We start from the raw sequence: 16913 nt of genomic DNA on the forward strand, positions 1-16913 counted from the left end.
TACGGCCCATGTCGACCACCACCACCGACGAGGTCCTGATCGTCACCGGCGCCGGCCGCGGCATCGGCGCCGCCACCGCCCGGCTGGCCGCCCGTCGCGGCTACCGGGTGTGCGTCAACTACCGTACGGACGAGGCCTCGGCCACCGCCGTCGTGGACGCCGTCCGGGCCACCGGGGGGACCGCGATCGCCGTCCGGGCCGACGTCAGCCGCAGCGCCGACGTGGAGCGGCTGTTCACCACCGTGGACGCCGAACTCGGTCCGCTCACCGGGCTGGTGAACAACGCGGGCACGCTGGAGCGGCAGTGCCGGCTGGAGGAGATCGACGAGGACCGGCTGAACCGGATCTGGGCCGCCAACATCACCGGCCCGTTCCTGTGCGCGGCCCAGGCCGTCCGCCGGATGTCCACCCGGCACGGCGGGCGCGGCGGCGCGATCGTCAACGTCGGCTCGGCGGCCTCCCGGATCGGTTCGCCGAACGAGTACGTCGACTACGCGGCCGCCAAGGGCGCGGTGGACTCGATGACCCGCGGACTGGCGCTGGAGGTCGCCGACGAGGGCATCCGGGTCAACTGCGTGCGCCCGGGCCTGATCCACACCGGCATCCACGCGCTCGGCGGCGAGCCGGGCCGGGTCGACCGGGTCGCGCCGAACCTGCCGATGCGGCACGGTGGGGAGCCGGAGGAGGTCGCCGAGGCGATCCTGTTCCTGCTGTCGCCGGCCGCCTCGTACACCACGGGGGCGTTCCTGGACGTCTCCGGCGGGCGCTGAGAACCCTGTTCGGCGTCCACCGGACGCCGAACGGTCCTCTCCGGTTTCCTTCCCCGCGCTCCGTCCGCGCCCGTACGGTGGTGGCCATGACCGCTGCCTTCATCGACATCCCCGGCGTGCGCAACTTCCGTGACGCCGGGGGGATCGGCGCCCTGCGCCGGGGCGTGCTGTACCGCTCCGGCTCCCTCCACACGCTCACCGAGGAGGGCGCCCGGAAGCTCAAGGACCTCGGCCTGCGGACGGTGGTCGACCTGCGCAGCCCGTTCGAGCTGGAGACCTGGCCGGACCAGCGGCACGGCCTCGACCACGAGTCCCTCCACCTGCCCACCCTGCCCGCCGACCGCAGCGACCTCGGCCGCCCCTGGCCCGAGGACCAGGCAGCCCTCTACACCTTCATGCCGGAGACCGCCGGCCCCTCGCTCAGCGCGATCATCCGCCGGCTGGCCGCCCCGGAGGCCGTGCCGGTGGTCGTGCACTGCGCGGTCGGCAAGGACCGCACCGGTCTCACCGTCGCCGTCCTGCAGTCACTGCTGGGCGCCTCGGACGCCGACATCACCGCCGACTTCCTGCTCTCCAACCTCGGCCTCGGCCTCGACAAGGGCCCGACCCCGTACATCGACGAGACCGGCAGCGAGCGCCTCTCCCGCCCGGTCGGCGCCGAACACATCGCCTCCTCCCTCGACTGGATCCGCACCCACCACGGCACCGTCCCCGGCTACCTCCGCACCCACGGCGTCACCGACACCGACCTGGACGCCCTGCGGGCCAACCTCTCGGTCTGAGCGGTCGGACCCCGGGCCCTACCCCTGGCGCTCGAAGCGCCACCACTGGGTGGGCGAGTCGACGTCCTCCCACTGCTGGACACCCGCGTCCGGGGCCTCGGGGGCGGTCAGCGGCTTGCCGCTGATGAAGCTGGTGACGGTGTACGTCCCCGGGGCGTCGACATGGGCCTCCAGCAGCCATTCCTGGGCGCCGAAGGCGTTGGCGGACCACTGCTGGACCGGGACGCCGTCCTCCGGGGAGGCGCCGGTGACGTCGAGTCGCTTGCCGCTGCCGACGTTCTCGATGTGGAACAGCGCACCCCCGGGGTGGACGGCGGCGAGCTGCCAGAGCTGGGCGTCGGAGCCGTCGTCCGCGCCGACCCGGATGCGGGCGCCACTGCGCCGGGAGGCCTCGGCCACCTCCAGCAGCAGGCCGCTGCCGACGTTGCGGATCCGGTAGCGGCCGTCGGTCACGGCCCGGTCCGGCCTGCCCCCCACGCTTTCAGTCATGCCCGCAGTCTCCCACCGGGCTCTGACACCGGGCCCCGACGTCACTCGTCGACGGCCGGGTCCTGCGCCGGGGCCCGGCGCACCGCCTCGTAGCCGAAGACCACGACCAGCACCGCGGCCACCGCGCCGACCCGGCCGGCGCGGAAAGACGCCGGGGGTCGTTTCCGGTGGACCGACCGCGCCGCCTATGCTGCGGCGAATGTCCACCGAGCAGAACGCCGAGCAGAGCCCCGAGCCGGCCTCCGGCCCTCTTCCGTCGCAGCGTCAGCAGCCCACCCTCCTGGACGCGGTGGCCGAACTGGAGGCGGTGGTCGCGGCCGGCGACGACGAGCGCTTCGGCCCGGCCCTCGGCCTGGTCGGCGGGCTGTTCGGCCCGGCCGGGCCGGCCGACCGGCGGGCCGCCGGGCCCCGCCTGGCCGCACTGCTGCCGGACGCCCCGCCCTTCCCCCGGGCGCACCTGGCGATGGCGGTGGGCGCCTGCGTGGAGTCCGGCGCCGACCCGGTGGCCTGCGCCGGCCCGGTGCTGGCCGGCCTGCGCGGGGCACTGACCGGCGCCCGGCGGCTGGTCGAGGGCTGGGCGCGCACCGGCGGCGGCCCGCTGCCGGACCGGGAGCAGGACGATCCGGCCGAGGCCCACACCCGGATCGAGAGCCCCGAGCACCTCGACGCGTGGAACGCCCACCTGGCCGTGGTCGGCTGGTGGACGCTGCACCTGTGGCAGCAGGCCGCCTGGGCGGTGTACGCCCACGCCTCGGTCCGCGCCGATGCCCGCACCTCGGGCGTCACCGAGGTGCTGCTGGAGCTGTTCGACCGCTACGAGGGCGAGCAGCACGACTTCAAGGGCCTGACCCACCTGGCGCTGACGCTCGACGACGAACCGCTGCTGGTGCTCGACCGCCCCACCGGTACCGGCTACCTGCTGCGGATGAGCGGCCTGAGCGACACCTTCCAGCTGCACACCCTGCTCGCCGACGTGCTGATCGGCGGCGGTCACCTGCCCGGCGACCCGCAGGACCCGGAGGTGGTGGCGCTGGCCCGGACGGAGTTCCTGGACGGCCGCCGGCTGATCGCCACCGGCGCCTTCAACCTGGTGGCGCCGGACGGCTCCTGGCTCTGGAACGAGGGCACGCCCAGTGACATCCCGGTGGTGGACGGGGTGCGCACCCTGGTGCTGGAACCCCTGCCGTACGAGCGCAGCTGGTCGGCAGGGCGCTTCATCCAGGAGGTCCCGGGAGACCTGCGGCTGGAGCGGGTGCTGGACCCGGCGGAGGCGGCGCACCGGCTGTCCCGGACGGTGCCGGGGATGTCCACGGCGTCGGCCTTCGGCTAGGGACCCGCCCCGGGCCGCCCCGTTCGCCGGGTTATGGTCGGAAGCCGACGTACGGAGCCGGCGCGCGAAGCCGACGGCCGACGTACGGAACCGGCGTACGGTCCCTGCGACGTGCGGTCCCTACGAGCCCCACGAGTGGAGTCGACGATGGCGAAGGTCCCGAACGCGCTCGCGGCCGCCGCGCCCGCCGCGCTGACCGCGGCGAGCGGTCTGGTCGGCGGTTACGGCGTGGCCCGCTGGAGCGGTCGGCGCGAACTGGGCGGCGCGGTGCTGGCGGTGGCCGGGGCCGGAGCGGCCGCGCAGTGGCGCCGGAGCTCGGGTACGGCCGCCGCGGCGGCGCTGACCGGCCTGTACGTGGCGGCCTTCGGCGGCTCGCACCCGCTGGCGAAGCGGATCGGCGCCTGGCCGTCCGTGTTCGCCGTCACCGGGGTGGTCGCGGCGGCCTCCACGGCCGCGACCGTGCTGTCGGCCCGCAAGCGCTAATGCACCGGACGGGCCGGGACCGCCGCCGCGCCGAACCGCGCCTCGAAGGCCGCCCGGTTCGCCGAGACCGGTGAGCGGTCCCACACCGCGAACACCACCTGCTCGAACGCGCCCCCGTACCGGGCCAGCGCGCCCTCGAAGGCCTCGGCGACCTGGGCCGGGTCGTTGCGGAAGACCCCGCAGCCCCAGGCGCCGAGCACCAGGGCGCGGACCTCGTGCCGGGCCGCCGCCGCGAGCACCCGGACGGCCCGCTCGGCGAGCACCCGCCGGACGTCCGTCCCGGCCGAACGCCGTTCCAGCTGGCCGGCGTTGGGCGCGGGCGAGGTCAGGAAGGTGACCGGGTACGGCCGGGCCCGGAGCTCTCCCCGGCCGCCGCGGATCACCGGCACGGCGGGCGAGACGATCACCCGGTGGCTGTACCGCAGGTCCGTCGAGGCCCGGTGCGCCTCGTAGTAGTCCGGCGCCTCGACCAGGCAGCTGTACAGCAGCGCGCTGCGGCACAGGTCCTCCTCCTGGGCGCGGGCGCCGCGCAGGTAGCCGCCGCCGGGGTTGCGCGCGGAGGCGAAGTTCAGCACCCCGACCGGCCCGGCTTCGGCCGCGACCAGCCGCTGGGCAGCCTCCATGCTCCCCTCTGCCGTCACCTCGATCCGCCCTCCCGCGGGCCCCGGCCCGCGCTCCCCCGCCGCCAGCAACGCGTCGAGGTCCGCCGGCGCGTACGACACCGTCCCGGCCCTGGCTGCCGCCAACTGCTCCCCCACCTGCACGAGTTCGCCCCCGGCCGTCCGGTAGCTCCCCCGCGCGGCGATCTCCTCGTTCACCCGTGCCACGTCGTGCAGTCTGCTGCTCATGTCCGCGACGCTACGGGACTACCGGCATCGCGCGCCACAGGTTATTCTCACTTCCAGAACAACACCTCGGGGGGGCGAGCAGCAGCGGGGTGTTCGGGGAGGCGGGGGACTCCCGGGGGAACACGAAGGGCCCGCTCCGGTGACGGAGCGGGCCCTTCGTGTGTGCGTCAGGCGTCAGTTCTTCCAGCGCGGCTTGCGGTCGTCGCGGTTGAAGCCGCCGCCGTTGAAGCCGCCGCGGTCACGGTCGAAGCCGCCGCGGTCGCGGTTGAAGCCACCGCGGTCGGACTGCGGACGGCCGCCGGAACGGTGGTCGTCGCGGCGCGAGAACGGACGGCTGCTGCCGCCGCGCTCGTCGCGGTCCCGGCCGAAGGACGGACGGTCGCCGAAGGAGCGGGCCGGACGGTCGCCGAAGGAGCGGCCGCCGCGGTCGTCGCGGTCGCGGTTGAAGCCACCGCGGTCGCCGCGGTCGTCACGGTTGAAGCCGCCCGAACGACGGTCGTCACGGTCACGGCCGGCACCGAAGCCACCACGGTCGCGGTTGAAGCCACCGCGGTCGCCGCGGTCGTCACGGTTGAAGCCGCCCGAACGACGGTCATCGCGGTCACGACCGGCACCGAAGCCACCACGGTCGCGGTTGAAGCCACCGCGGTCGCCGCGGTCGTCACGGTTGAAGCCGCCCGAACGACGGTCGTCACGGTCACGACCGGCACCGAAGCCGCCGGAACGGCGGTCGTCGCGGTCACGGTCACGGTCACGGCCGGCGCCGAAGCCGCCGGAACGGCGGTCGTCACGGTCGCGGTCGCGGTCGCGGCCGAAGGCCGGACGCTCGCCGCGCGCCTCGCGGTACGACGGGGCGCGCTCCTCGGCCTGCGGCGCGGCGGCGGCCGGGGCCTCCGCGGCGACCGGGGCGTCGGCCTGGGCGGTCTCCTCGCCGGCCTCGGCGGACGCGGCCGGGGCCTCGTCCTCGATGCCCAGCTCGGCCCGCTCGCGCGCCGCACGGGCGGCCAGGCGGTCGGCCTCCTCGCGCAGCTCGGTGGCGCGGCGCTGCGCGCGCTCCAGCTGGCGGGTCATGTCGGCGAGCTCGCGCTCGGCGGCACCGGCGATGTTCGCGGCGCTCTCGGCCTGCACCTCGGTGAGCGAGCGGGCGCCGGTGATCTTGGCGACCTCGGCGTCGAAGGCGTGGTCCAGGATGTGACGGCTGGCGTCGACGCCCGCGTCCTCCATCAGGCGGAAGACGCCGCGGCGCTGGTGCGGCAGCACCAGGGTGACGACGGCACCGGAGCGGCCGGCACGCGCGGTGCGGCCGGAGCGGTGCAGGTAGTCCTTGTGGTCGCCGGCCGGGTCCACGTTGAGGACCAGGTCGATGCCGTCGACGTGGATGCCGCGGGCGGCGACGTCGGTGGCGACGACCACGTTGACGTAGCCGTCCTTGAAGTCGCCGAGGACGCGGGTACGGGCGCCCTGGGTCATGCCGCCGTGCAGCGCGTCGGCCTTCACGCCGGCCTCGATCAGCTGCTCGGCGACGCGGTCGGCGCCCATCTGGGTGCGGACGAAGATGATCGTGCGGCCCTTGCGGGCGGCGATCGCGTTGGTGATCGGCGCCTTGTCCTTGGGCTTCACCACGAGGATGTGGTGGGTCATGGTTGTGACGGCGCCGGCCGACGGGTCGACCTCGTGGGTGACCGGGCTCTTCAGGTAGCGCTTCACCAGGGTGTCGATCTCGTTCTCCAGGGTGGCGGAGAACAGCAGGCGCTGGCCGCCGGCCGGCACCTGGTCGAGGATCTCGGTGACCTCGGGCAGGAAGCCCATGTCGGCCATCTGGTCGGCCTCGTCGAGGACGACGGTCTGGACGTCGTCCAGCTTGGCGGCGCCGCGGTTCAGCAGGTCGCGCAGACGGCCGGGAGTGGCGACCAGGATGTCGACGCCGCGCTCCAGCGCGTAGATCTGGTTCGACATCGAGGTGCCGCCGCAGACGACCTTGAGGCGCAGGCCGAGCACCGAGCCGAAGGGCTCCAGGGCGTCGGCGACCTGCATGGCCAGCTCGCGGGTCGGGACCAGGATCAGGCCGCGCGGGTGCTTGGCACGGGTGCGCTCGCCGTCGGCCAGGCGGGTCAGCAGCGGCAGGCCGAAGCTGAGGGTCTTGCCGGAGCCGGTGCGGCCGCGGCCCAGCACGTCCTTGCCGGCCAGGGCGTCCGGGATGGTCGCGGCCTGGATCGGGAACGGGGTGGTGACGCCGCGCTTGGCGAGGGCACGGACGACGTCGTCGTGCAGGCCCAGGTCGCCGAAGGTGATGGTGGGCTCGGCGGGCTCGGTGGCCTCGACCGTCTCCTCGACGGTCTCGGCGGTGATCTCCTCGGCCGGCTGCGCGGCCTCGGTGACCGGAGCGGTGGAATCGGTGGCATCGGCGGCGGCCTCGTTCGCGGGCATGGCGAAGCGGGCGTCGTCAACGAGAGACATGCAAAACCTTCCGGAAGTGGCACGCGCCAAAGTCCGGGGTTCTGTTTCACAACCGCCTCTATGCGGTCAGCCACGGATCGCCGGAACGCGCCAAGGGCGCCAGTTGGGAGTAGGGCGCCAGTCAAATGGATCAAACGAACGATCTACCACCATAGAGGACCCTGGGGATCGGAGGCAAATGCCCAGGCCAGCCCGTCAATGCGCACCCGCACGAGGGCTCGCGGCCGGGGAACCGGAGCTGCCCGAGGAGGGTTCCGGGCCCGGCGGGACGGTCGCGGCCGGCGTGGTGTGCTCGGGTTCGGGGGTGCTCGACGGGTGGCCGCTCGGGGTGGCCGACGGCGTCCCCGAACCGCCGCCCGAGCGGCCCTCGCCGGTGCCGCCGGGGCCGGTCGTACCACCGCCCGAGGCGCCCCCCGAGGTGCCGCCGGGGTGCGGTGCGGGGCTTGAATTCGCGCCCCCCGTCGAGGCGTTGCCGCCCGGCGCGCCCTCGGGAGCGGGCGGCCCCGGCACCGGGACCACGCCGGCCACCGTGCCGTTCGCGCCGGGCGCGAGCTCGCCCGGCGCGGCGGCCGTGGCCCCAGCCGGCGCGTTCTCGGCTTGCAGGCCCCCCTGGTGCTCCGCGCGCCCCGAGGCGCCCCCCGGGTGTCCGGCGCCCGGCGAGGCCGAGGGGCCGCCCGTCGCCACCGGCCGCCCGGCCGGACCGGCCTGCCCGACCGGCGCCACCCCGCCGTGCTTCTCCTCGGCCCCCGGGCCGACCGACATGCACCCCGTCAGCCCCAGCCCGGCCACCGCCAGCACCGCCGCCGCCCGTACCGCGCGCGACCGCAGCGCAGCCGGCTCCCGCACCGCCGCTCCCGATCCCGCCGCCCGCACCGAAGCCACCGCGCTCACTCTCCTGCCGCCCCACCCGGGCCGCCCACTGACGCGCGGCCGCTTTCGGTGCCCAACGCGCGCCGGGCCCCGCGGGACACGGGTCGGTGCGGCGGTTCCCGCCCGCCCGGGACGCCGAGGCCCCCCGCGACCTCCACGCCCGTCCGGTGCCTCAGCCCCAGATCGCCGAGGCCAGCTCCGCCCCCGCGTACACCGCCGTCAGCCCGGCCACCAGGCTCCCGGCCACGTTCGCCAGCGCGTACCGCCCGGCGCCGGACTCGGCCAGCCGCAGCGTCTCGTACGAGAAGGTCGAGTAGGTGGTCAGCGCCCCGCAGAAGCCCGTGCCGACCAGCAGTTGGACGGGCGAGGAGGCCGCGCCGGCCGTCACCGCCCCGGCCAGCAGGCCGAGCACCAGGCAGCCGGACACGTTCACCGTGAAGGTGCCCCACGGGAACACCGAGTCGTGCCGGGACTGCACCGCCCGGTCGGTCAGGTACCGCAGCGGAGCGCCGACCACCGCGCCCGCCACCACCAGCAGCCAGTTCACTCCGCTCCCCCGCCCGCGCCGCGGCCCCGGTAGCGGACGACGTCGCAGTGGTCCAGCAGCACCAGGCCCTCCGCGACCAGTTCCTCCAGCTGCGGCAGGAACGCCCGAACCCGGTCCTCCTCGTCCACGACCACCACCGCCACCGGCAGGTCCTCGCTCAGCGACAGCAGCCGCGCCGTGTGCACCAGCGAGGAGGCGCCGAACCCCTCGATCCCCCGGAACACGCTCGCCCCGGCCAGCCCGGCCGCCCGCGCCCGGTGCACGATCTCGCTGTACAGCGGGCGGTGGTGCCAGGTGTCGCTCTCGCCCACCAGCACGGTCAGCCGCAGCGCCGGCCCGCTCAGCCGGCTCACCGGGCACCGCCGCGGTGGATCGCGCGCCGGGTCAGCGCCGCCGCCGCCCACACCGCGCCGAGCGCGCCCGCCAGGGTCAGCCCCAGGTAGGCCAGCCCGGGCCCGAGCCGCCCGGCCTCCAGCAGCCGCCGGAGGTCCACCGCGTACGTCGAGAAGGTGGTGAACCCGCCCAGCACCCCGGTGCCGAAGAACGGCCGCAGCAGCGGATGCGCCGGGCGCCCCTCGGTGATCGCCACCAGGAACACCCCGATCACCGCGCAGCCGACCACGTTGATCAGCAGCGTCGTCCACGGGAAGGCCGACGGCCCGGTCCCCCAGCCCAGCCCGGCCGCGTACCGCGCCACCGCGCCGATCGCCCCGCCCACCGCGACCACCGCCACGGCCGGACCCTGTCCGCGCAGCACCGACGGCCGTTCGCGCACCGGCGCCGCCGTCCTCTCCACCGCGTCCTCCGAGGTCGTCACGGACCCATCAAACACCGCTGTCCGCTGCCTGGCACACCGTCATCCCAGACCCGACAATGATCCGGTGGAAATGACCCGGGAAGAGTTCGAGACGCTGGTCAGCGACGCCCTGGACCAGATCCCCCCGCAGCTCGCGGCCATGATGGACAACGTCGCCGTCTTCGTCGAGGACGAACCCGATCCGAGCGACCCCGAACTCCTCGGCCTCTACGAGGGCACCCCGCTCACCGAGCGCGGCGAGTGGTACGCGGGCGTCCTGCCCGACCGGATCCTGATCTACCGCGGCCCCACCCTGCGGCACTGCGAGTCCCACGAGCAGGTCGTCGAGGAGGTCCGCACCACCGTCATCCACGAGGTCGCCCACCACTTCGGCTTCGACGACCACGAGCTCGACGAACTCGGCTGGTCCTGACCCCCGCCCCCACCCGGCCCAAACCCGTTTTGGCGATCCGCCCCGCATCCCATATGCTTCTCGACGTCCCCGGAACGCTGGAAACAGCCGGACGGGCCGCAAGCCCTCATCGTCTAGTGGCCCAGGACGCCGCCCTTTCAAGGCGGTAGCACGGGTTCGAATCCCGTTGGGGGCACGCAGTACCGTAGTAAAGTGCATTGCCGCAAGACCTTAGTGGTTCGCCACTACCAGGTCCCGTGGAGCAGTTGGTTAGCTCGCCACCCTGTCAAGGTGGAGGTCGCGGGTTCAAGTCCCGTCGGGATCGCTCGTCTCGCAGGAGACGGTGCAGTACGGCCAGGTAGCTCAGTTGGTACGAGCGTCCGCCTGAAAAGCGGAAGGTCGCCGGTTCGACCCCGGCCCTGGCCACATCGCCTGACCAGGCACGATGCCCTCGAAGCAGCTCGCTTCGGGGGCATTTTCGTGCCGGTTGACGCCAACGCTGACGCCAACGGCTCCGAATGGCCCTGCCTCTGGGCAGCCACGATGGCTGTTCCCGGCGATGGGAGCACGTGACGTCGATCACAGGATGCTGCCCCGCAGGGATGGCCGGCGCCCGCAGAATCCCGTTGATCCCCTCCAGCCGAGGCTGACACGATCGCCCGGTGGTGACTCCGGAGGACCTCGTCGGTCGGCAAGTGCAAGGCGTGACGTGCTCGTGGTTCCACGCCCGCGACGGCGGCGGCGAGCCCGAGCTGTTGCACATGTGGCTGCACATGGAGGACCTCGGCCCGGTCCGGTTTCACACGCTGGACCACGTCCTTGATCTTCGGATCGATGAACCTCACAATCCCTACGACATGGACGTGCTCGGGCGTGTCGCGGTCGGCGACGCACTGGACGAGTTCCCTCTGGCACCGTTCGCAGGCAGCAAGGTCGTCTCCGTCCAGCACATACGACAGCGGTCCATCGACAGCCGAGTGGGCTTCCAGGCGACATTCCCGGCGGGAAGCGTTCGGATTCTCGCCCTGGCTGATGACCTGGTCGTCACAGCAACCGGGCTGTCAGGGGTCTGGGAGGATGACCTGGATCTTGATCCGCTGGATACCGGCCCCCCGTCCGAAGCCCTGCTCCGCGTCCTTTCGGATCAGACTCCGGCCTGTAGGGCGACACGGGAGGCGGTGCTCGCAGGCGGCGCTTGCCGGATCGGAGATGGGGCGGTGCCCGCCGACGCGCTGGCCGGCACCTACGCCGTCCGACTCGAACTCACGCAGGCCAAGGACATCAAGACCATTGGACTGCCGGAAAGCGTGGCGGCCCTGAGCCACTACGGTGGCCGGCCGGTACGGCTAGGGTCCGTCGACAGTCCGGACGGCTCGTGGCACTTCGTGGTCTTCCTCGCCGCTGACGGCGGTTCGCTGGTGGCCTGTACCGGAGTTCGGCAAGGCGGACCTGGCTCGGCAAAGGATCGCGAGGAAGAGAGAGCATGACGAACGATGCGCGGGAGCTGATGGCCACCGGTTCAGCAGTGGACTGGTCGGGGGTTCGTGAGCGGGTAGCGGCCCTGCGGGACGCCCCGTTCGCGGAGAAGGTCTTCGGGGCTCGCTTTCAGGGTTTCGGGCATGACTTCCTGCTGGAGCCACCGCTCAGTGAAGCCGAGCTAACGGAAGCCGAGGAGGAGCTCGGCGTCATCCTTCCGCCCGACTACCGCGCCTTCCTCCTTGAGGTGGGCGCGGGCGGAGCCGGTCCCCACTACGGAGTCTTCCCACTGCGGCGAGACGAGCAGGGGTGGCACTGGTTGGAGGACCGCAGGGTCCGCAGCCACAACGCGCTCCTCGGGAAGCCGTTCCCTTCCGTGGAGGAGCGGGCTCGCTGGGCAGAGGAACTGGACGCTCGCGAGCCCGCCATGGACAGCTTCTCCGACGAGCAGTCGTATCTCGCGGCGTACCGCGTCTGGGACGACGAGTGGGAGAAACTCAACGACGAGATGACCGCCGGGGCAATATGCCTCAGCCACGAGGGGTGCGGCTACTACACGTGGCTCGTCATGACCGGGCCAGAGCGCGGCACTCTCTGGAAGGACCTCCGGGCATGCGACGGGCCCTTCCAGCCGCTCTCCGCCACCAACCACCGCGTCAGCTTCAGCGGGTGGTACCTGGACTGGTTGGCCAAGGCAACCAGTCGAGCTCACGGTCAGTGAGCACCAATCACAGGCGAGACCGACGCCCGACACGGTGCAGCGCGCTGGGCGCCGCGCGCCCGGAACTCCCCACCAGCCTCCTCCAAGCGCCGGACGCGGCTCACCCTGGAGCATGCTCCGCAAGGAGTACCCGGCGCGGATCCCTTCACCATCGAGAGCTGCCCCTCCGTCCTCCACGGCTACCGGAAGCCCCTCAGCAGGGTGCAAGTACTGCCAGCCAATTACGCTCCAGCCGCCCAGCCTGGCCCTTTGACAAGCACTGGGATGGTCCACGATGCTTAACATGCGTCAGGCGATGGATCGTCAGTTCTACTACCAAGACGAGGACTTGACGGGACGCTCGTTCTGAGTAGAGTTCTCGCAACACCGAGAGGGACACCCGTCCCTACTCACAAGCACTTCCAGCACCACGCGCACCACCGAGACACCAGCCAGGCCCCAACAGGGCCGGGCGCCCCATGATTTCCGGAATCCATCAGGGGGCCTCGGTGGATTTTTATTCAAATTTTCCAGTTCGGCCTTCTTGCATGCCCAAAAACAACCCAAACCAGCAGGAGGACATGTGTGCAACCATCGCAAGTGCAAGCGTATGGCGGTCGACAACTTTGGCCTCACCACACCCACTCCCTCGGCCAGCGCCATCAGGAAGTACGCATCCAGCCCCGTGCTGCTGGGCTTACCTGCCCAGCCCTGCCTGGCAGGAGTGATGCAGGATAGTTCGCCGCCGGCTGTTGATCGGAGGCATTTGGCGGCAGTGATGCAGAATTTCGGGGGGAGCCACTGAAAACGGCCTCGCCAATTCCGGTCGCGCCATGGAGCAGATTGCTTCGGGGGCGTATTTTTTTACCATTTTTCAGTCCAGATTGTCCTGGTATAGGCGTTCTGGGCCTTGAGCTCGCCGCGCGGCAGGTTGCTAGGTGCGTGCTGGGGGATGTCCCGACCGTCTCGGGACGCCCCCCAGCACGCATCCGGCAGACCGCCCGTCGACAGCACATCACCGACAACCAATTGGAGAAGCACATGAGTTCCTCAGCCCCGACTCCGCAGCACCAGCCCGGCCCTCCCCCGCTCCTGACGGTGCGCACCACCCTCGTCCTCTTGGCGGCCGCCTTCATCGGCCTGGTCGCCGGCGGCCTGACCTTCCTCGGCGGCGGGCCCGCAGCCAGCGCGGTGCTGGCCGGGCTGGCCGCCTCCGGGGTCAGCGTCCCGGCGCTGCACAAGCTGATCGGCTGAGCCCCAAAGAGGCGGGAGAAAGGGAAGGATAATGATCATTCACTTCCCTTCCGGTCCAGGCTCGGGTAGCGCCGACGAGGTGTCCCCGAGCCTGGAGGGCTTGGCTCAGCCCTCGTCGCGCCACCGGAGGTAGTCGGCGACGACGTCGGCGAGAGCGGTGTCGCCGTCGGCATCGCCGACGCCGATCCGGGCGAACTGAACCGCAGTCCACTCCATCTGCAGGTCTCGGTCGCGCAGGAACTCCACGACGCCGAAGACGTCCTCGGACACCTTGGCGAAGACCCAGGAGTCGTCGTCCCGCACGGCGCGGTGGCGGGCCTCGGCGGCTGTGGACACCGTGGCGATCGCGTCGGTCCAGCCGTGCGGGTCGGGGAAGTCTGGGTACTGGTCGCCGTGGTCGGTGTGGATGTAGTCGTGGATCTCGGCGGGGGTCATCCGCTCATACTGGGGCTGCTCGTATCGGGGCATACCAGTGTTCTACACCCGCCCGGATGGGCCCTGAAGGACCGCATTCCCCTCGACGCAGCGCTGGCGGCTGGTCCGTCCACCCAGCCGGTCGACAGCCCGGAACGGCGGGCGCCCTCACCTGCGTGGGCCCCGCTCGGACGAACGGGGCCCACGCAGGTGAGGGAGGCTCAGTAGGGCTCCCACGCACCCTTGTCGGGGCTCCAGGCGACCTTCTCGAAGCAGCCGTCGCCGGTATTGTCGAACGCGCTTCCACCGCAGTGGGCGATGAGCCGGGGGACCCCGTGCTCTACGAAGACGTTCTTGTCCTCGCGCACCGGCTTGCCGCAGTGGGGACAGGGTGCGGCCGGGTCGGGCTGCTGCTCGGTGAGCAGCCGCTGTACGTCTGTGTGATCCATGGTGCCTCCGAAAGAGTGCCGTCCCGCCCCGGGCCGGCGGCCGCCCGCTCCACGCCTCGGAGCGCGCCAATGGCGATGATCCCACCGTGTGGCGGGGCGTCAAAAGCCTGGCGCCAGACAGATGACGAGGAGCCAGAGCAAGCGCCTACGAGAGCGCCTCCCCGAGGCGGCTCAGGGCCTTGAGGCGCTCGGCGAGGGAGGCGTGCGCGTAGACCTTCATGGTCACGCCGACGTCGCTGTGGCCGGCGATCTCCCGGACGATGTGCGGGGGCACGCCGAGGTCTAGCAGCAGGGTGATGCAGGTGTGCCGGAGGTCGTGGAAGCGGAGGTCGTCCAGGCCGAGGCGCCCGCGGACCGCGTGCCAGCTGCGGCGCAGGTTGTCCGGCTCGTACGGGGTGCCGATCCGGGAGGGGAAGACGAGGTCGTTCTCCTGCCAGTCCATTCCGGCGGCGGCCCGCTCGACAGCCTGACGCTCCCGGTGGTCCACCAGGGCGGCGAGGACCGGCGCGGGCAGCGGCAGGGTGCGCTCGGAGGACAGCGTCTTGGGCAGGACGAGCCGCAGCTCACCGTCGACGCGCTGGAGGTTGGTGCTCACCGTGAGGGTGCCGCGCTCCAGGTCGATGGAGCTCCAGCGAAGGCCGAGCAGCTCGCCCCGGCGCATGCCGAGCATCAGCGCGAGCACGTAGAGGGTGTGCAGGCGGTGGCCGCTCAGCTCCTTGAGCACGAGCTTGGCCTGAGTGGTGGTCAGGCCCTTGCCGATCCGGTAGTCGGGCGCGGGGACCTTCACGAGCTTGGCCACGTTCTTGTGGATCAGCTCCTCTCGGACGGCGTGCTCCAGGGCGTTGCGGAGCACGGCGTGCACGGACTGAATCATCCGCGCGGACAGCAGCCGCTTGCAGCACTCGCCTGCGGCACAGCAGATCGGCTTGGGCCGCTGCGCGTCCCAGCCGCCCTTGCAGCACTGGCACTCGGCGCGCACCCGGTTCAGCCAGACCCGGACCTCCTGGGCCCGCAGGTCGCGCAGCCGCTTGGTACCGAGGCCGGGTATGAGATGGACGCGGACCACGCTCTCGTAGCCCTGGTAGGTCTTGGGCCGACGGTTGGGCAGGACCTCCTCGGCAAGCCAGTAGTTGAGGTACTGACCGACGTTGGAGTCGGTGTCGGGCAGCGGAATGCCGTTGATGGCGTCGGCCTGCAGCTCGACGAGGGCGTTGTGGACCTCGTCCCAGGTCTTGCCGTAGATGGAGACCCGCTTGCGGAGGCCGGAGGTGGTGATCACGTACGCACGGCCGTGGTAGCGGCCGTCCTTGCGCAGGGTGATGCTGCCCGCGCCGTTGGGGTTGCGCTTGGCCATCAGGCCGCCACCTCCGCGAGCTCGGCGACGAACATACGGACGGCGGCGGCCGGGACGCGGCGGGAGCGGCCGATGGTGACCGAGGGAAGGCGGCGGGTGCGGATGAGGTCGTAGACGGTGGAGCGGCCGAGCTGGAGCTGGGCCATGACGTCCGGGATGGTGAGCAGGAGCTGCTCGTGAGGGGCCATAGGGTCGGCCGCCCCGGCCGGAGCGGCGACAGGTGCGGAGACGAGGACCGGACCGCCGAGCGAGCCGGCGGCTTCGGCGGAGGTGAGCGACGGCGGCGCCGGGACCTTCGGCGTAGCAACGATCGAGAGTGCCATGCTAGGGACAGGACCCTTCAGTTGGCGGGCGCGCGAGCGCCCAGGTGCGGAGGGATCTGGCCCGGCAGGGGCGAAGGTTTGGCGACTGGACGCCTCTGCCGGGAACAGAAGAGAAGTCCCGACCGGCCTCGGTGCGGGGCGGCGGGTGACTGGGAAGAAGCTGTCGGCCCGCAGGCGGCACCGGGACGTGGTCACCGGCGACAGCGTGGATGGACCGTCAGATCGGTCTGTGGGCCGCGCTTGCGGCGGGCATGGCAGGTACGGCGAGGCGGCCGAGAATGACCTCGGCCCGCGCGGGGCCAGTGGCAGTCTGGCCGACGGCATGGCGACGCGTGGACAGCACGCGGTTCCTTCCCCGGTGGTTGGTGGGCGGCAACCCAGCACCGTGGTTGATCGTCGTGGATGGGCGTTTCACGCGGTTGGTAGCCGCAGTGGGGTGTGACAGTAGCTCTGGATTCCGGCCGCACCAAATGGCACGGCAACGGCCGAGGGGCGCTCGGGCGGTCGGCCCGGAACGGGCTGGTTACTGGGCGGTCTCCGAGGACTCCAGGTAGGCGAATTCATCAGGCAGCGCGGGGGGCACGACCTCCAGTTCGCGCATGCGAGCACGCCAGTTGCGGAGCGACTGGATGTCTCGCGCGTGAATCCTGTCGAGCTCGGCGACCATGTCGAGGAACTTCGCCCGGTGCTCGGGATCTCTGGCCAGGGCCGCCTCGCGGCGCTTCTCCTCGCCCAGCTCGCGGCTGAGCATCGCGACCGAGACGAGGATGCCGTGTTCGCGGAACATGTTGAGCACGGTCTGCGTGGGCGCCTTCATCGCCTCCTCCCGCGACTCACCAGTCACCCAGGCCACCGCGTCCCACATCGACACTTCCCGCCCCGGCAGCACCTCGATGGTGGGCGCGGTGCCGAGGGGGAAGAGCATGGTGATCGGGGGCACTCCGAGGACCTCCGCAAGGACGAGGAGCTCGGCAACATCGACACTCGCCCGCCGGCCGCTCTCGAGGTTGGCGATCACGGTGCGCGGGATCGGGTACCCGAGCGCGGCGCAAGCGTCGGTGACGTCCTGGGCGCTCAGGCCGAGCTCCTTGCGCCGAGCCCGAAGAGCATCGGCAACGCGGGCTGTCACCTTGGACGGCCAGTCGGTCTGTGTCATGGA

The 16913-nt window shown here is 72.1% G+C and carries 20 protein-coding genes and 3 tRNA genes; 11 read left to right on the forward strand and 12 right to left on the reverse strand.

Going from position 1 to position 16913, the window contains the following annotated elements; translation table 11 throughout:
* Window positions 1-8 precede the first annotated feature (8 nt).
* Together ACFV1W_RS14095 and ACFV1W_RS14100 are read left to right on the forward strand one after the other, a co-directional pair.
* Window positions 9-770 carry an SDR family oxidoreductase gene (locus ACFV1W_RS14095; RefSeq protein ID WP_380416185.1) on the forward strand — a complete coding sequence of 254 codons (762 nt, stop codon included), beginning with the start codon at window positions 9-11 and terminating at the stop codon, window positions 768-770.
* A gap of 86 nt (window positions 771-856) precedes the next feature.
* Window positions 857-1552, forward strand: coding sequence for a tyrosine-protein phosphatase (locus ACFV1W_RS14100; RefSeq protein ID WP_380416187.1), 696 nt, complete (start codon window positions 857-859; stop codon window positions 1550-1552).
* Between the two features lie 18 nt (window positions 1553-1570).
* Here ACFV1W_RS14100 and ACFV1W_RS14105 read toward each other — a convergent pair whose 3' ends face one another.
* Window positions 1571-2041 carry an RICIN domain-containing protein gene (locus ACFV1W_RS14105; RefSeq protein WP_380416189.1) on the reverse strand — a complete coding sequence of 157 codons (471 nt, stop codon included), beginning with the start codon at window positions 2039-2041 and terminating at the stop codon, window positions 1571-1573.
* 199 nt (window positions 2042-2240) lie between these two features.
* Here ACFV1W_RS14105 and ACFV1W_RS14110 point away from each other — a divergent pair, with 199 nt between their 5' ends.
* The gene (locus ACFV1W_RS14110) at window positions 2241-3371 is read left to right on the forward strand and encodes a hypothetical protein (protein WP_380416191.1); all 1131 of its coding nucleotides are present in this window, start codon (window positions 2241-2243) and stop codon (window positions 3369-3371) included.
* Window positions 3372-3518: 147 nt separating this feature from the next.
* Entirely contained in the window at window positions 3519-3854 is a 336-nt protein-coding gene (locus tag ACFV1W_RS14115) for a hypothetical protein (RefSeq protein WP_350507592.1), read from the forward strand.
* Here ACFV1W_RS14115 and ACFV1W_RS14120 read toward each other — a convergent pair.
* From ACFV1W_RS14120 to crcB (ACFV1W_RS14145), 6 genes are all read right to left on the reverse strand, one after another.
* Window positions 3851-4702, reverse strand: a complete 852-nt coding sequence (locus ACFV1W_RS14120) for a TIGR02452 family protein (protein ID WP_380416193.1) — start codon at window positions 4700-4702, stop codon at window positions 3851-3853. The two genes, ACFV1W_RS14115 and ACFV1W_RS14120, sit on opposite strands and share 4 nt — an antisense overlap.
* Before the next feature lie 174 nt (window positions 4703-4876).
* Complete coding sequence (locus tag ACFV1W_RS14125) at window positions 4877-7159, reverse strand: DEAD/DEAH box helicase (RefSeq protein WP_380416196.1); 2283 nt, start codon at window positions 7157-7159, stop codon at window positions 4877-4879.
* Between the two features lie 195 nt (window positions 7160-7354).
* Window positions 7355-8005: a hypothetical protein gene (locus ACFV1W_RS14130; RefSeq protein ID WP_380416198.1), complete on the reverse strand. Its 651-nt coding sequence runs from the start codon at window positions 8003-8005 to the stop codon at window positions 7355-7357.
* 196 nt (window positions 8006-8201) lie between these two features.
* On the reverse strand, window positions 8202-8576 hold the full coding sequence (crcB, locus tag ACFV1W_RS14135; RefSeq protein ID WP_380416201.1) for a fluoride efflux transporter CrcB: 375 nt from the start codon (window positions 8574-8576) through the stop codon (window positions 8202-8204).
* Window positions 8573-8929: a DUF190 domain-containing protein gene (locus ACFV1W_RS14140; RefSeq protein ID WP_380416203.1), complete on the reverse strand. Its 357-nt coding sequence runs from the start codon at window positions 8927-8929 to the stop codon at window positions 8573-8575. The genes crcB (ACFV1W_RS14135) and ACFV1W_RS14140 overlap by 4 nt, the downstream gene beginning before the upstream one ends.
* On the reverse strand, window positions 8926-9393 hold the full coding sequence (gene crcB, locus ACFV1W_RS14145; RefSeq protein ID WP_380416206.1) for a fluoride efflux transporter CrcB: 468 nt from the start codon (window positions 9391-9393) through the stop codon (window positions 8926-8928). Before crcB (ACFV1W_RS14145) ends, ACFV1W_RS14140 begins: the two co-directional genes overlap by 4 nt.
* Before the next feature lie 70 nt (window positions 9394-9463).
* On the opposite strand from crcB (ACFV1W_RS14145), the gene ACFV1W_RS14150 reads away from it, so the two are divergent.
* From ACFV1W_RS14150 to ACFV1W_RS14180, 7 genes are all read left to right on the forward strand, one after another.
* Complete coding sequence (locus tag ACFV1W_RS14150; protein WP_380416209.1) at window positions 9464-9805, forward strand: metallopeptidase family protein; 342 nt, start codon at window positions 9464-9466, stop codon at window positions 9803-9805.
* Between the two features lie 102 nt (window positions 9806-9907).
* Window positions 9908-9980 (forward strand) — tRNA-Glu (locus ACFV1W_RS14155).
* 55 nt (window positions 9981-10035) lie between these two features.
* Window positions 10036-10109, forward strand: a tRNA-Asp gene (locus tag ACFV1W_RS14160).
* A gap of 27 nt (window positions 10110-10136) precedes the next feature.
* Window positions 10137-10210: transfer RNA gene (locus tag ACFV1W_RS14165), tRNA-Phe, on the forward strand.
* Window positions 10211-10446: 236 nt separating this feature from the next.
* A complete protein-coding gene (locus ACFV1W_RS14170; protein ID WP_380416212.1) occupies window positions 10447-11271 on the forward strand; it encodes a hypothetical protein in 825 nt (274 codons plus the stop codon).
* Window positions 11268-11981 carry an SMI1/KNR4 family protein gene (locus ACFV1W_RS14175; protein WP_380416215.1) on the forward strand — a complete coding sequence of 238 codons (714 nt, stop codon included), beginning with the start codon at window positions 11268-11270 and terminating at the stop codon, window positions 11979-11981. The genes ACFV1W_RS14170 and ACFV1W_RS14175 overlap by 4 nt, the downstream gene beginning before the upstream one ends.
* 1020 nt (window positions 11982-13001) lie before the next feature.
* Window positions 13002-13214 (forward strand): hypothetical protein, encoded by a 213-nt coding sequence (locus ACFV1W_RS14180; protein WP_380416218.1) that lies wholly within the window; start codon window positions 13002-13004, stop codon window positions 13212-13214.
* A 105-nt stretch (window positions 13215-13319) separates the two neighbouring features.
* Here ACFV1W_RS14180 and ACFV1W_RS14185 read toward each other — a convergent pair whose 3' ends face one another.
* The 5 genes from ACFV1W_RS14185 to ACFV1W_RS14205 form a co-directional block, all read right to left on the reverse strand.
* Window positions 13320-13682 (reverse strand): hypothetical protein, encoded by a 363-nt coding sequence (locus ACFV1W_RS14185; RefSeq protein ID WP_380416221.1) that lies wholly within the window; start codon window positions 13680-13682, stop codon window positions 13320-13322.
* Window positions 13683-13849: 167 nt separating this feature from the next.
* Window positions 13850-14077 (reverse strand): hypothetical protein, encoded by a 228-nt coding sequence (locus tag ACFV1W_RS14190; protein WP_380416223.1) that lies wholly within the window; start codon window positions 14075-14077, stop codon window positions 13850-13852.
* Window positions 14078-14222: 145 nt separating this feature from the next.
* Window positions 14223-15431: a tyrosine-type recombinase/integrase gene (locus ACFV1W_RS14195; RefSeq protein ID WP_380416224.1), complete on the reverse strand. Its 1209-nt coding sequence runs from the start codon at window positions 15429-15431 to the stop codon at window positions 14223-14225.
* The gene (locus ACFV1W_RS14200) at window positions 15431-15619 is read right to left on the reverse strand and encodes a helix-turn-helix domain-containing protein (protein ID WP_380416298.1); all 189 of its coding nucleotides are present in this window, start codon (window positions 15617-15619) and stop codon (window positions 15431-15433) included. Before ACFV1W_RS14200 ends, ACFV1W_RS14195 begins: the two co-directional genes overlap by 1 nt.
* 658 nt (window positions 15620-16277) lie before the next feature.
* Window positions 16278-16910, reverse strand: a complete 633-nt coding sequence (locus tag ACFV1W_RS14205; protein WP_037600953.1) for a helix-turn-helix domain-containing protein — start codon at window positions 16908-16910, stop codon at window positions 16278-16280.
* Window positions 16911-16913: the final 3 nt, after the last annotated feature.

The organism is Kitasatospora sp. NPDC059648 (genome assembly GCF_042734825.1).
Lineage (GTDB): Bacteria > Actinomycetota > Actinomycetes > Streptomycetales > Streptomycetaceae > Kitasatospora.